General features: G+C 53.0%; 17 protein-coding genes. 15 read left to right on the top strand and 2 right to left on the bottom strand.

Annotated features, from left to right (window positions below):
• The first annotated feature begins 7 nt into the window (after window positions 1-7).
• The 12 genes from rpsK (at window position 8) to ACFOUO_RS00965 (ending at window position 9082) form a co-directional block, all read left to right on the top strand.
• On the top strand, window positions 8-409 hold the full coding sequence (gene rpsK / locus ACFOUO_RS01020) for a 30S ribosomal protein S11 (RefSeq protein ID WP_380701256.1): 402 nt from the start codon (window positions 8-10) through the stop codon (window positions 407-409).
• A 188-nt stretch (window positions 410-597) separates the two neighbouring features.
• The gene (locus ACFOUO_RS01015) at window positions 598-1542 is read left to right on the top strand and encodes a DNA-directed RNA polymerase subunit alpha (RefSeq protein ID WP_380701254.1); all 945 of its coding nucleotides are present in this window, start codon (window positions 598-600) and stop codon (window positions 1540-1542) included.
• 33 nt (window positions 1543-1575) lie between these two features.
• Window positions 1576-1962, top strand: coding sequence for a 50S ribosomal protein L17 (gene rplQ / locus ACFOUO_RS01010; RefSeq protein WP_380701252.1), 387 nt, complete (start codon window positions 1576-1578; stop codon window positions 1960-1962).
• A 148-nt stretch (window positions 1963-2110) separates the two neighbouring features.
• Complete coding sequence (locus tag ACFOUO_RS01005) at window positions 2111-2950, top strand: energy-coupling factor transporter ATPase (RefSeq protein ID WP_380701250.1); 840 nt, start codon at window positions 2111-2113, stop codon at window positions 2948-2950.
• A complete protein-coding gene (locus tag ACFOUO_RS01000; protein WP_380701248.1) occupies window positions 2926-3789 on the top strand; it encodes an energy-coupling factor transporter ATPase in 864 nt (287 codons plus the stop codon). The genes ACFOUO_RS01005 and ACFOUO_RS01000 overlap by 25 nt, the downstream gene beginning before the upstream one ends.
• Before the next feature lie 5 nt (window positions 3790-3794).
• Window positions 3795-4589, top strand: a complete 795-nt coding sequence (locus tag ACFOUO_RS00995; RefSeq protein ID WP_380701613.1) for an energy-coupling factor transporter transmembrane component T family protein — start codon at window positions 3795-3797, stop codon at window positions 4587-4589.
• A 21-nt stretch (window positions 4590-4610) separates the two neighbouring features.
• Window positions 4611-5363, top strand: a complete 753-nt coding sequence (gene truA / locus ACFOUO_RS00990; protein WP_380701246.1) for a tRNA pseudouridine(38-40) synthase TruA — start codon at window positions 4611-4613, stop codon at window positions 5361-5363.
• A 281-nt stretch (window positions 5364-5644) separates the two neighbouring features.
• Window positions 5645-6082, top strand: coding sequence for a 50S ribosomal protein L13 (rplM, locus tag ACFOUO_RS00985; protein ID WP_380701244.1), 438 nt, complete (start codon window positions 5645-5647; stop codon window positions 6080-6082).
• 57 nt (window positions 6083-6139) lie between these two features.
• Window positions 6140-6532, top strand: a complete 393-nt coding sequence (gene rpsI / locus ACFOUO_RS00980) for a 30S ribosomal protein S9 (protein ID WP_380701242.1) — start codon at window positions 6140-6142, stop codon at window positions 6530-6532.
• Window positions 6533-6640: 108 nt separating this feature from the next.
• Window positions 6641-7105 carry a hypothetical protein gene (locus ACFOUO_RS00975; RefSeq protein WP_380701240.1) on the top strand — a complete coding sequence of 155 codons (465 nt, stop codon included), beginning with the start codon at window positions 6641-6643 and terminating at the stop codon, window positions 7103-7105.
• Window positions 7106-7171: 66 nt separating this feature from the next.
• The gene (cwlD, locus tag ACFOUO_RS00970; RefSeq protein WP_380701238.1) at window positions 7172-7915 is read left to right on the top strand and encodes an N-acetylmuramoyl-L-alanine amidase CwlD; all 744 of its coding nucleotides are present in this window, start codon (window positions 7172-7174) and stop codon (window positions 7913-7915) included.
• A 51-nt stretch (window positions 7916-7966) separates the two neighbouring features.
• A complete protein-coding gene (locus ACFOUO_RS00965) occupies window positions 7967-9082 on the top strand; it encodes an Mrp/NBP35 family ATP-binding protein (RefSeq protein ID WP_380701611.1) in 1116 nt (371 codons plus the stop codon).
• A gap of 67 nt (window positions 9083-9149) precedes the next feature.
• On the opposite strand, the gene gerD is transcribed toward ACFOUO_RS00965, so the two are convergent.
• Entirely contained in the window at window positions 9150-9791 is a 642-nt protein-coding gene (gene gerD, locus ACFOUO_RS00960; protein WP_380701235.1) for a spore germination lipoprotein GerD, read from the bottom strand.
• 207 nt (window positions 9792-9998) lie between these two features.
• Between gerD and ACFOUO_RS00955 the strand changes: the two genes are divergently transcribed.
• Window positions 9999-10550, top strand: a complete 552-nt coding sequence (locus ACFOUO_RS00955; RefSeq protein WP_380701233.1) for a KinB-signaling pathway activation protein — start codon at window positions 9999-10001, stop codon at window positions 10548-10550.
• A gap of 10 nt (window positions 10551-10560) precedes the next feature.
• Here ACFOUO_RS00955 and pdaB read toward each other — a convergent pair whose 3' ends face one another.
• A complete protein-coding gene (gene pdaB / locus ACFOUO_RS00950) occupies window positions 10561-11325 on the bottom strand; it encodes a polysaccharide deacetylase family sporulation protein PdaB (RefSeq protein ID WP_380701231.1) in 765 nt (254 codons plus the stop codon).
• 109 nt (window positions 11326-11434) lie between these two features.
• Between pdaB and ACFOUO_RS00945 the strand changes: the two genes are divergently transcribed.
• Entirely contained in the window at window positions 11435-12043 is a 609-nt protein-coding gene (locus tag ACFOUO_RS00945) for a stage II sporulation protein M (RefSeq protein ID WP_380701228.1), read from the top strand.
• Window positions 12044-12065: 22 nt separating this feature from the next.
• On the top strand, window positions 12066-12482 hold the full coding sequence (locus ACFOUO_RS00940; RefSeq protein ID WP_380701226.1) for an OsmC family protein: 417 nt from the start codon (window positions 12066-12068) through the stop codon (window positions 12480-12482).
• The last annotated feature ends 389 nt before the right edge of the window (window positions 12483-12871 follow it).

Here is a 12871-nt window from a genome sequence, read left to right as displayed (position 1 = left end):
GATAACCATGGCTGTCAAAAAACGTGCCACTAACCAACGCGTCAAGCGGAAAGCCCGCAAAAACGTTGAATCGGGTACGGTTCATATCCGGTCGACTTTCAATAACACGCTTGTGACCATCACCGACAAACGGGGCAACACCATTTCCTGGGCGAGCTCCGGTACGTTGGGCTTTAAAGGTTCCCGTAAAAGCACGCCCTTTGCCGCCCAGATGGCTGCCGAGGCCGCTGCCAAGCAGGCAATGGAACACGGAATGAAGACCGTCGAAGTAACGGTGAAAGGGCCGGGAGCCGGCCGTGAAGCGGCGATCCGCTCCCTCCAGGCCGCCGGTCTGGAAGTGAACCTGATCAAAGACGTCACCCCGATTCCTCACAACGGGTGCCGCCCGCCGAAGCGTCGCCGCGTCTGATATCGGTTGAATTCCGGGGGTGAGATTGGTTTACATTTCCAATGGCTTGTGTATACTGGTAGTGGACAAATCATGGCTTGTAGTATGCCCATCGTTCGATTGCCGGGCGAGTCACCGGTTTACACCAGAGAGATGCACAGAAAACCGATCACCCGGAATGCGACGTTCTGAAGGAGGGGTTCGACCGTATGATTGAAATCGAAAAGCCGAAGATCGAAACCGTAGAGATCAGCGACGACAGTCGATACGGAAAATTCGTCGTGGAACCCTTGGAACGCGGCTATGGTACCACCTTAGGCAACTCGTTACGCCGCATCCTGTTGTCGTCCCTTCCGGGTGCGGCGGTAACGTCGATCCAGATCGACGGGGTGCTCCACGAGTTTTCCACGATTCCTGGTGTGGTTGAGGATACGACTGAAATCATCCTCAACCTGAAGCACCTGTCGCTCAAGGTTCATTCTGACGAAGAGAAGGTGCTGGAGATCGACGTGGAGGGCGGCGGCGAAGTGAAAGCCGGCGATATCCGCGCCGATTCTGATGTGGAAATCCTGAATCCGGATCTGCATATCGCCACTCTAGCCGCAGACGGACGTCTCCATGTACGGTTGACGGCCAACCGCGGGCGGGGTTATGTGCCCGCAGACAAGAACAAGACGGAAGAGCAGTCTATCGGGGTGATCCCGATCGACTCGATTTATACACCCATCGAACGCGTCAACTATCAGGTGGAAAACACCCGGGTTGGTCAGGTTACCAACTATGATAAGTTGACCCTGGAAGTGTGGACCGATGGATCCTTAAGGCCCGACGAATCCGTCAGCCTAGGTGCCAAAATCCTGACAGAGCATCTCATGCTGTTCGTCGGATTGACGGAAGAAGCCCAGGATGCGGAGATCATGGTCGAGAAAGAAGAAGACAAGAAAGAAAAAGTTATGGAAATGACCATCGAAGAGCTGGATCTGTCGGTGCGCTCTTACAACTGTCTGAAACGGGCCGGAATCAATACTGTCCAGGAACTGACCCAGAAGTCGGAAGAGGACATGATGAAAGTTCGCAACCTGGGACGTAAATCGTTGGAAGAAGTGCAGGAGAAACTGTCCGAACTGGGGCTCTCCCTGCGCAGCGATGACTAACAGTCCAATCTGAATACGAGGGAGGGGAAATCCATGGCATATTCGAAACTGGGTCGCAATACCGGAGCTCGTAAAGCCCTGCTTCGGGATTTGGTCACCGACCTGATCATCCACGAGCGGATTGAAACGACCGTTTCCAAGGCGAAGGAAGTCCGTTCCATCGCTGAGAAAATGATCACCCTGGCCAAACGAGGCGACTTGCACGCCCGCCGTCAGGCCGCCGCCTACGTCCGGCAGGAGCGTTCCCGCACGGAAAAGGATGGGGAGGAAGTCACCCACGAGCAGGTCAATGCGGTCAAGAAGCTCTTCGACGAAGTGGGTCCCCGCTACGAAGAGCGGAACGGCGGCTACACCCGGATTATCAAGATTGGCCCCCGTCGCGGCGACGCCACGGAAATGGTCTATCTGGAACTGGTATAACAACGCTTTGTGGATCAAAGGGAGAGGGCAGGATCGATCCGGTCCTGAAATCTGCCCTTTTTTCTTTATATAGGGAAACTATGCAGGATACAGATAGACCAAAGCAGTGGAGCCGCCAACGGTCTTTGATGGAAAGTGCGGTGGTCTCGTGATCCAGCTCAGGGAAGTCCGTTTTCACTATGCAATAGAAGGTGTGTCCTCGAAAGAATGGGTACTTTCCGGCTTAAACCTGTCCATCCCTTCCGGAGAGTATGTGGCAGTAATGGGTCCCAACGGGTCCGGAAAATCGACGATGGCACGTATGCTGAACGGATTACTGGTCCCAACGGGGGGGCAGGTTCTCATAGACGGTCTCGATACTCGGAACGATGAGGCTTTATGGGAGATTCGGCAGCGGGTCGGTATGGTTTTTCAAAATCCCGATAACCAGATTGTCGCAACGACGGTTCGTGATGACATCGCCTTCGGACTTGAGAATCGGGGAATGCCCCGGGAAGAGATGATCCCCCGCATCGAAGAAGTGATCGCCGAAGTGGGGCTGGACGGATTGGAGGAAACCCCTCCCCATCACTTGTCCGGGGGGCAGAAACAACGCCTTGCCATCGCCGGTGTCATCGCGATGCGCCCCCGTGTCGTCGTTTTTGATGAGGCGACATCGATGCTGGACCCCACTGGTCGAGGGGAAGTGTTAGAAGCAATCCGTCGGCTTCACGAGGGGGGGACGACCATCGTTCACATCACCCACTCTGCCGATGAGGCGCTGGAGGCAGAACGGATCATGATTATGGCAGGGGGGCGCCTTCAGTTGGAAGGGACTCCCGCAGAGGTTTTTTCCCGTGCAGAGGCCCTCTCCAGATGGTCTTTGGATGTCCCTTTTCATGTGAAACTGCGGGAGGGCCTGATCCGCCGAGGGATGCCTCTCTCTGAAAAGACCGCAAACACCGAGGAACTGGTGGAAGAACTATGGGGATTGCTATCCAAGGGTTGAGTCATGTTTATATGGCGGGCACACCATTTGAAAAAATCGCCCTGTCCCGTGTAAACATGGAGGTCGAGGAGGGTGCATTCGCTGCTGTCCTGGGAGCGACCGGTTCTGGAAAGTCTACCCTGATCCAGCATATTGCCGGTCTCTTACATCCGACAGAAGGGACGGTAAGGGTATTTGAAGCAGAATCAGGGCCGGAGACAAAAAAATTAGGTTCCTTGCGCCGTCAGGTTGGCGTCGTGTTTCAATATCCGGAATATCAACTGTTTGAGGAGACGGTGGCGAAGGATATTGCCTACGGTCCTCGCAATCAAGGGTTGGAAGAAGGGGAGATTGAAGAGCGCGTCCGGCAGGCGATGGAGTGGGTGGGACTACCTGCTGAACTGCGGGAGCGTTCTCCCTTCCATTTATCCGGGGGGCAGATGCGTCGAACGGCTATTGCCGGAGTGCTGGCGATGAAGCCCAAGGTATTGGTACTGGACGAACCGACGGCGGGCCTCGACCCCGCCGGACAGCAGGAATTGCTGAACCGGATTGATGACGTGCACCGGGAACAGGGAATGACTGTCATTCTAGTCTCCCACCGGATGGAAGAGGCTGTTCGTTACGCCGATACCCTGTTTATCATGGACCAAGGGAGATTGGTGCTGTCAGGCCCTCCCTCTGAGGTCTTTTCTCGCCGAGAAGCCCTTTCGGAGTGGGGGCTGGAAGCCCCGGCTGCTACCCAGCTGGCCGCCGTTCTCAGTAAGCATTTGGAGCCTGGAGTGCCGAGTGATTTGCTGACAGTGGAAGCCCTTGAGGAGTATCTGTGGAAACGATGGACGGGGAGGAAGATCCTGTGAGCACAATAGCTGCTCCTGTTCTGGGACAATATGTTCCCGGACGTTCCCTCCTGCACCGGATGGACCCCCGGGCGAAGTTAATTTTTGTCTTTGTCTATATGCTGATTGTCTTCCTCGCCAACAACGGCTGGTCTTACGGCCTGCTGGGGGCGGTTACGGGAACGGCTCTCTTGATATCCGATGTTCCGCTTCGAATGCTTTTTCGAGGGCTGAAGCCCATTCTGTATCTAATCGCCATGACCGGCCTTCTCCACCTCCTATTAACCAAGGGCGGGAAGACCTGGTTTTCCTTCGGCCTCGTTACGATTGAGGAGGCCGGTGTTGCGCAAGCGGGGTGGATTTCTCTCCGGTTTCTCCTGCTGGTAGTAATGGGGACGCTTCTTACTTTAACTACTTCCCCGATCGATTTGACAGACGGCCTGGAGCGTTTGCTCATGCCCTTCAAACGGATCGGCGTTCCCGCCCACGAACTGGCACTCATGATGTCGATTGCCCTCCGCTTTGTCCCCACTCTGTGGGAAGAGACGGAAAAGATCATCAAGGCACAAGAGGCACGCGGAGCTGATTTTGAAAGTGGGAGTCTCTTTAGACGGGCGAAAAGTTACATCCCGGTTCTGATCCCCCTTTTTGTCTCTGCCTTCCGAAGGGCCGAGGAGCTTGCCATGGCCATGGAGGCGCGGGGATACCGAGGAGGAAAGGGGAGGACCCGACTCCGGAAGCTCGCTTATACCCGGAGGGATGCAGCCGCTTTTGCTGTGCTGATTTTGTTAATTACCGGATTGCTCCTGCTTCGGAACTAAGGAAAGAAGAGGGAGACGGGTATGCAGAAGGTGAAAATGACCATCGCTTATGATGGGACGGACTTTGCCGGTTATCAGCGGCAGCCCGGTCGGCGAACCGTACAAAGCACCCTCGAGGAGGCGTTGGGCCGTATCACGGCGAGCCCGGTATCCGTTACCGGAGCCGGTCGGACCGATGCTGGCGTTCATGCTCGGGGCCAGGTGGTTCATTTTGAGACGGAGGCAGGGGTCCCTCTGGAACGGTGGACGAGGGTATTAAACCATGTTCTTCCCCAAGATCTGGCTGTTCTTTCCGTAGAAGCGGTACCAAAAACCTTCCATGCACGCTATGATGCCTGCTGGAAACGGTACCGGTATACACTGGATACTCGTCCGGTTCCTGACGTTTTTACCCGACGCTATCGTACGCATCTGACCTTGGGATTGGATGTGGAGAGGATGAGGCAGGCAGCGGGCTATCTCGTGGGTACCCATGATTTCTCCGCCTTCTCTTCCGCCCGGACCACAGTGAAAGACAAGGTCCGCACCCTTTATCAGTGTGAGGTAGAGGTGTTGGCAGACGGTGTGATTGCAATCGTGACGGCGGGGAACGGGTTTTTATACCATATGGTCCGAATCATTTCCGGCACCCTGGTTGAAGCGGGCATGGGCAAACTTGACCCGGCTGCGGTCTCGGATATCCTGCAGGGCCGCGACCGCAGCCGGGCGGGCAAGACCTTGCCCGCTCAAGGGTTGACGATGGTAGAGGTTCACTATGAACCATGGCCCGAATAAGCGCATCTGTTGCCCGATTTTAGTCTGATATACTCGTAGGCTCAGCTATCATCCTCTCGCTTTCCAGTCACACTATGCGCCCGGCGGCAGTACAAGCCGTGCCAAGAGTCGCTTCGCTCCCCGGTCACGCTATTGACACGGAATCCCAGATGGTGTATTATGAGCGTTGGTATTTTTCCACTTGCCCCGGTGGAACGTTCGGCGCAACACATATGTAAAATCCTGACCACTTTTGGAATATACCTCAATTTCCATAGGGTCTTTCATGAGGAGGGAACACAATGCGAACCACTTTTATGGCCAAACCGAACGAAGTGGATCGGAAATGGTATGTGGTCGACGCTGCGGATAAACCGCTGGGTCGTCTGGCAACGGAAGTCGCGACCCTGCTTCGCGGAAAGCATAAACCTCAATACACCCCCCACGTGGACACGGGGGACTTCGTCGTCATCATCAACGCGTCCAAGGTACATCTGACTGGTCGTAAACCGGCAGATAAAACCTACTACCGTCACTCTGGCTGGCCGGGTGGACTGAAATCCATCTCCGCCGGTGAGTTGCGCGAGAAGAAGCCAGAACTCATGTTGGAACTGGCCGTCAAGGGCATGCTGCCTAAGAACAAACTCGGTCGTCAGCAACTGAAGAAATTGAAAGTTTATGCCGGCACGGACCATCCCCATCAGGCCCAGAAGCCTGAGGTTTGGGAAGTACGCGGTTAATCATAAGAACCTGTATGCGGCAAAGCCGCCAACAGATGTCTAAGGAGGGAACCAATCTTGGCTCAAGTCCAATTCTACGGCACCGGTCGCCGTAAAGAATCTACGGCCCGCGTCCGCTTGGTGCCGGGTGATGGCCGCATCGTTATCAATGGCCGAGACATGGACCAGTACTTCGGTCTCGAAACCCTGAAAGCGATCGTTAAGCAACCGCTGGTATTGACGGAAACCCTGAACCGCTATGACGTGTTGGTCACCGTTGAAGGCGGAGGTACCACCGGCCAAGCCGGTGCCATCCGTCACGGCGTAGCCCGCGCCCTCTTGAAAGTGGATCCGGAACTGCGTCCGTCCCTGAAAAAAGCTGGATTCCTCACCCGGGATCCGCGGATGAAGGAACGGAAGAAATACGGTCTCAAAAAAGCGCGGCGTGCACCTCAATTCTCCAAGCGCTGATCTTTGCCAGAAAAACCCCTCTCCCGAGAGGGGTTTTTTGTTTTTTGTCGGAGTATCATCGTACCGTGCTCGGTAACAATAAGCCTTGAGTGATAAGGGGGGAATCCGGTGGGCAAAATCGTCTGGCTTGAAGCATGGCGCTGCAACCGAATTGAAAAACTCCGCCAAGAAGCCCTGCAGGGGTTCCCCTGGAGCAAGCTATCCCGGTTTCTGGAAGAGATGCTGGAGCCAAGCCTCGACCATCTTTCTCCCCCGAAGCGGTTCACGGTTGACGAGGCGGTTTACCGACTCGCTTTTGAGGCCTATGTTTCCGGCATTGAAATGAACCGGCGTGGGGAAGCGGAATGCCCGCCGGAACGCCCGGAACCAGAGCGGCGAAGTTGGTATCAACGCATATTTGGGAGAGAAGGAGACGAACTGATTAGCCGGATCGCCCAGGATATGGAGCTTTTTCATTGCCTGGACGATTGGACTTGTCAGTCGGTCCTTGTCTTTTTCGAAGAAGTCACCGTTCGTTGGTTCCTGCACGGGGTTGATTATGGGATTCGGCTTCGCAAACGGCGTCTTCTCTAACATAACGGACCAACCTGTCCCATATACATGAAACATCAGTCAATAGGACAGGGGGAGGCCGGAAGCATGGAAGAGCTGTGGCGGGAATGGGTCAGGGAAAAAAGAGGATTTTGGCGCCTCATCGGATTGTTATTACTTACCGCCACTGTCCTCTGTCTGAACGGATTACCCTGGGACGGAAGCAAGAGCACTTGGAGTATGCCGCTGACAGGGCGTTTAATCGTCATCGACCCAGGCCATGGAGGACGGGACGGTGGGGCAGTTAGTGCAACAGGATTATTAGAAAAAAATGTGTCTCTGGCGATTGCGCTCTCGTTGCGTGATTATCTACAGGAAGCAGGGGCCATGGTGATTATGACTCGGGAGACAGACAGGGACCTGGCAGACGAGCATGTGAAGAGCCGCAAGTCTCAAGATCTGATCCGTCGGGCAGAGTTGGTGAAAAAAAGCCGCGCTGATGCTTTTATAAGCATTCATTTGAACGCGATTCCTTCCCCGCGATGGAAAGGGGCCCAAACCTTCTACTATCCTACGCTAGAGGCTAATAAAAAACTGGCGGTAGCGATTCAGTCCGAGCTGAAACGCAACCTGGAGAACACCAAGCGCTTGGCCCGTCACAGTGGTGAGGTCTATATCATGCGAACGTCCCCGATCCCTTCGGCCTTGGTTGAAGTAGGTTTCCTCTCCAATCCGGAAGAGGCGGAAATGCTTCGTAATACTTCCTATCAGAAAAAGTTGGCGGCAGCCATCTACCATGGGATCATGCTTTACTACTCGCGAGATGTTAGTACCCCTGAAGATTCTGGGTGACGTATGATATAATTGGGTCGAAAAACGAACCGACACATTGGGGTGTTGACCTTGCTCACCATCGAAAAGATCTTGGAAGCCCTCCGGCAAGTCGAAGAACCGGAGTTAAAACACAACCTGGTCAAACTCAACCTTGCTCGCAATATTCGAATCTTTGACGATAGAATCGTCCTGACCCTGATGTTCCTTTCTGAGCAAGTTGCTCACCGGGAGGAATTGGTTCAGGCGGTCAAGGATACTCTGAAAGGAATCGGAGCCTCTGAGGTTGAAGTGGAGACGGATGTTCTAGGCGAAAAGGAAAAGGAGGCCCTAGCCGAGCGCATCCGACAGGAACACCAAGCCAAAGTGCGTAGTAAACGATCAGGGGGTCGCCAGGCCCTCGCGTCGGAATCGGATGCTCCTCCACTTTTATCTAAAGAGTCCAAAACCCAGTTTATCTCTGTAGCCAGCGGCAAGGGAGGCGTTGGCAAGTCAACGGTCACCGTGAATTTGGCTGTTGCTCTAGCCCGGGAAGGTGCCCGTGTCGGAGTTATCGATGCGGATATATACGGGTTTAGCGTTCCAGATATGATGGGAATCCACGAACGCCCTACCGTGGTGGACAAGACCATCTACCCGGTGGAACGGTTCGGGGTGAAAGTGATCTCGATGGGCTTTTTTGTCGAGGAGAATGCTCCAGTTATCTGGCGTGGCCCGATGTTAGGAAAAATGCTGAAAAATTTCTTCCAGGAAGTCGAGTGGGGGGAGCTTGACTATATGATTCTCGACTTGCCGCCGGGGACCGGGGACGTGGCCCTGGATGTCCATCAGATGCTTCCTCAGTCTAAAGAGCTTCTCGTCACCACTCCCCACGCCACTGCTGCCTTTGTGGCTGCCCGTGCCGGGGCGATGGCTATCCATACCGAGCATGAGATCCTCGGTGTTGTGGAAAACATGGCTTGGTATGAGTGCTCCGAATGTGGCCACAAAGAGGCTGTCTTCGGTCACGGTGGTGGAGAGAAACTGGCGGAGGAACTGAACACCGATCTTCTGGTCCAAATTCCTCTAGGAGCTCCCCAAAACGGTACTCCCGAGGATCCAGAATATTCTCCTTCGATTTATAAGGCGGATACAGCTACCGGACAACGGTACTTGGAACTGGCTCGAGAAGTGATAAAACGGAATTAGGTCATCGCACATTCAAAAGCCTCGGCTAAATGCCGAGGCTTTGTTTTGGATGGATGAGGAGAAATGATTAGCCCCCACCGCCACCTCCACCGGCTCCTCCACCGCCACCGCCAGCAGCGGCTCCACCTTGTTGACCTCCGCCGCCACCTTTCTTTTGCCCTTTTTTGGCGGCTTCTTGCATCAGTTTCATAAACTTTTCTTTGAACATCGGATCTTCAAGGGCATCCTCCATGACCTTCATGGTCTGCTTACGAGCTTCCCGGCTTTTCATCACTTGGGTCAGTTGTTTGGTGTATTCGGGGTCCTTCATGATATCCATCATTAATTTTTGATACTCCGGGTCTTTCATCAGTTGCTTGATCATTTTTTTATGCTGCTTTTCGGTTGCCTTGGCGAAGCTAGAGGCTACTTTAGGCTTTTCTAGCATTTTTTCCAACTGTGGCTGCATTTTGGGGTTGGTGAGGGTATCACTGATCGTCTGTTCCATTTGTTTGTCGTTTATGATGACTTCCTTGCGGAACTCCGGATCTTTCATCAGTTCCTGAATCGCCTTTTTCCCTTCCTTTGTGTGAAGAACGTCAGTTACCATCTGCTTCATTTCATTGTAATCCGGCGGCTGGGATTCCGGTTTGGGGTTCGGACTGCACGCAGCCGTCAGAAATAGGATCAATGTGAGGATCAGTCCAAGCATACGGGGCTGTATAAGCATTAGTTGGCCGCCTTTCCAAGAGTCTCACCATTAATATGATCGGGTTAGGGAAGGTTTATGCCCGAACCTGATGGTTGCGGAAGGTGTCACAGTTGGAAAGGGATGGGACGTTCAATTTCACCACGAGGATCGGTATAATGGGGGGAGGAATATGAGGGCCGACCAGAGAGCCCAGCACCTCCAAGGGTTTCGAAGGAGCGACAGCTGATGACGATACGAAAACTCTTTTTTCTCTTTTGGACGACCTGCGCGATCGGAACGGTTACAGCACCTGTCGCCGGATTCATCCTGCAGGAGGTCTTTGGCGACATCGGATTGAATCTGGTGCGCCAGCTATGGGCCGGGGTCATGTTTGGTGCAGTAGCGCAGATGGGTTTTTTTGCTTATATGGTGTTTAATATGGTTTTTACCGGTTTCATTCGCAGCCGGAATCTTTATCAGGGGTTGCAACTGCTGGTAACTGGGATCATCCTTGCCAATCTTTTTACCTTACAGCCCATCCTTGCCCTGACAGTCCTGCTTTTCAGCTTGGCTGTGGCATGGTTTAAAATGAAAGCAACCAACCCCCATGGGTTCATTCCCGCTCTTTTTTTCATGACAGCAGCGACCACATTAGAAGCGATCCCTTCCCTCAGTCAGCCTTTGGTGTTGATATTGCTGATGGTTATTACGCTGCTGGTCTGCAATACTTGGCAAATCATGCAGTTGCACCGCTTAGTGGATACAGCCCCCATGAAACATAAAGAAACCAGCCGCTAACAGCTGGTTTTTAATCTACCGGATTTAATTCGACTTCAGCACCTGCGATCAGCTCGGATACCGTGACGAACTGATAGCCCTTTTTCCTCAAGTTGTCGATGATAGCGGGTAAAGCTTCTCCCAGTTGTTTGCTGGAATCACTGGCATGCATCAGGATAATGTCGCCGGGATGAACCTTGCTCGTCACGCGATGGATGATTTTTTCTTTACCGGGGTTCATCCAGTCGAGTGAATCCGTATCCCACTGGATCGCGGTATAACCCAACTCATCGGCGATTTTTAGTACCCGCTTGTCAAAGTCTCCGTTGGGAAAGCGAATCAAATTGGGTTCTTGCTTTGTCAGTTTGGATAAGATTTGATGGGCTTTGCTGATCTGAGTTTTGATCTGTTCCTCATTCAGGGTGCTATAGTTATCGTGGCGATGGCCGTGGCTACCGATCTCGTATCCCATGTCTGTGATCCGCTTCACGATATCCGGGTGAGCTTCCGCCCAAGGGGAAGAAAGGAAAAAGGTGGACTTCTTTACTCCCTTTTGCTCCAAGACGTCTAGGATGGGCCCGGTGCGTTCTTCCCCCCAACTGATGTCAAAGGTTAGAGCAATCTGTTTTTTTTCCGTATCCACGCTGTAGATGGCCTCAGGGCCGGAATCTAGAGGCATAAAGACCTGGATATTTTCCTTCTCGGCATAATAGATGCCAAAGGCGAAAAAGAAAGCGACGAACACCATCAGACCACGCTTGATTCGTTTACCCGAAAGTACCCATATGAATTTCATTACGCCACCTCCGACTGCTTCGGTATGGACGACCTGACACCTGTCCCATACTAAAATGTATTCTGAAGGACGAGGGTTATGATCGCAAAAATGAACAGGGGGAGAGACAATGGGGCGCTTTTTGGAAGCATTGCGGTCCGAACGTCGTTTGATCTGGTTAGCCACCCTGCTGCTGGTTGGCAGCGCCATTCTTGGTTATGCGGCCTCGGAGAGCATTCTCAGCGTAATGAAAAATTCCCCGATGTGGGAACAGATTCAGGAAACAGTGAAAGCGATCAAGAGGCAGCCGGATTTCTTTCATGCCTTCCAAATCATCTTTTTGAACAATCTGCGGGCAGCAGCCACCATGTTGGGATTGGGCCTTTTTTTCGGGGTCTTCCCAATGATCGCCCTCGTTTCCAATGGTGTATTGCTGGGACTGGTATTGGCTATCGCGGGGCAATCTGGAGCCAATCCTTTCTTTGTGTTGGTGACGAAAATCTTACCCCATGGCATTCTGGAATTGCCTGCGATCCTTATCGCTGCAGCCTTTGGGATTCGACTGGGGATTCTCGCTGCCCGTGGGCTTGTCAGCTTATTTTCGCCGGCCCTGCGCGTGCAGAACATGCAGGAGTGGCAACAACTCTTTCAACGAATTCCTGTCGTTGTGTTAGGTGTTTCTGTCATGCTGATAATTGCCGCCGTCATTGAATCCAGTTTGATCGTTTTTCTTTCCTAACAAGTTTGAGAGGTGATACAAGGTGAAAACCAACCTAAAATGGAACGGGAAGATGCAGTTCGAAGCTACTGCTCCTTCCGGTCATAGTCTGCTTCTGGATGCAGCTCACGATGTGGGCGGGGAAGATCGCGGCCCGCGGCCCACGGAGGTTTTATTGGCAGCTGCAGGGGCATGTTCTGGCATCGATATCGTGGATATTCTACGAAAGATGCGTCTGACGGTGGAATCCTTCGATATGGAAGTTTCCGGTGAGCGAGCGGAGGAACACCCCCGACGCTTCACACGGGTACATATCCATTATCGTTTGACGGGAGATCTCCCCGAAGACAAAGTACGTCGGGCCGTCGAGCTTTCTCGTGACAAGTACTGTTCCGTCTCCCAATCCCTCAATGCTGAAGTGGTAACCAGCTTTGAAATTAACGGTCAAACCTATCAATGAACCCGCAGGTGATGGAGGGCCCGAAGCAAAAAAAGCTTCAGGGTCCTCTTTCGGAATGAAAATAAAAAAAAGGGGTTGACGGTTGTCCCAGTCCGTGATAAATTATTACTTGTCGCTGCGACGGCGCCACAGGCAAAAGGCGCGAGAACGGCGGGACCGAAGCCTTTACGGATCGGTTTGGGGGAAGCTTCCCCGCAAAAAGAAACGAAAAAAAGTTGTTGACAGGATCCGATAGATTTGATAAGATAGATCTTGTCGCCGTAAGAGAGCGGCACCGCCAAAACGGCGGGAACAACAAAGCGTTCCTTGAAAACTGAAGAGCAATTGATTCGACCTTGTTAATTCATTTGAGCGTTTCAAGCTCACCTTTATCGGAGAGTTTGATCCTG

The sequence above is a fragment of the Salinithrix halophila genome (assembly GCF_042650125.1).
Taxonomy (GTDB): domain Bacteria; phylum Bacillota; class Bacilli; order Thermoactinomycetales; family DSM-45169; genus Salinithrix; species Salinithrix halophila.
Note: the sequence above shows the minus strand (reverse complement) of the source record. Positions and strands in the feature narration are given on the sequence as shown.

Excerpts from the sequence above, each read along its gene's own strand:
- rpsK (WP_380701256.1), top strand. The coding sequence starts at position 8 with ATGGCTGTCAAAAAACGTGCCACTAACCAACGCGTCAAGCGGAAAGCC.
- ACFOUO_RS01015 (WP_380701254.1), top strand. The coding sequence starts at position 598 with ATGATTGAAATCGAAAAGCCGAAGATCGAAACCGTAGAGATCAGCGAC.
- rplQ (WP_380701252.1), top strand. The coding sequence starts at position 1,576 with ATGGCATATTCGAAACTGGGTCGCAATACCGGAGCTCGTAAAGCCCTG.
- ACFOUO_RS01000 (WP_380701248.1), top strand. The coding sequence starts at position 2,926 with ATGGGGATTGCTATCCAAGGGTTGAGTCATGTTTATATGGCGGGCACA.
- truA (WP_380701246.1), top strand. The coding sequence starts at position 4,611 with ATGCAGAAGGTGAAAATGACCATCGCTTATGATGGGACGGACTTTGCC.
- rplM (WP_380701244.1), top strand. The coding sequence starts at position 5,645 with ATGCGAACCACTTTTATGGCCAAACCGAACGAAGTGGATCGGAAATGG.
- cwlD (WP_380701238.1), top strand. The coding sequence starts at position 7,172 with ATGGAAGAGCTGTGGCGGGAATGGGTCAGGGAAAAAAGAGGATTTTGG.
- gerD (WP_380701235.1), bottom strand. The coding sequence starts at position 9,791 with ATGCTTATACAGCCCCGTATGCTTGGACTGATCCTCACATTGATCCTA.
- ACFOUO_RS00955 (WP_380701233.1), top strand. The coding sequence starts at position 9,999 with ATGACGATACGAAAACTCTTTTTTCTCTTTTGGACGACCTGCGCGATC.
- pdaB (WP_380701231.1), bottom strand. The coding sequence starts at position 11,325 with ATGAAATTCATATGGGTACTTTCGGGTAAACGAATCAAGCGTGGTCTG.
- ACFOUO_RS00945 (WP_380701228.1), top strand. The coding sequence starts at position 11,435 with ATGGGGCGCTTTTTGGAAGCATTGCGGTCCGAACGTCGTTTGATCTGG.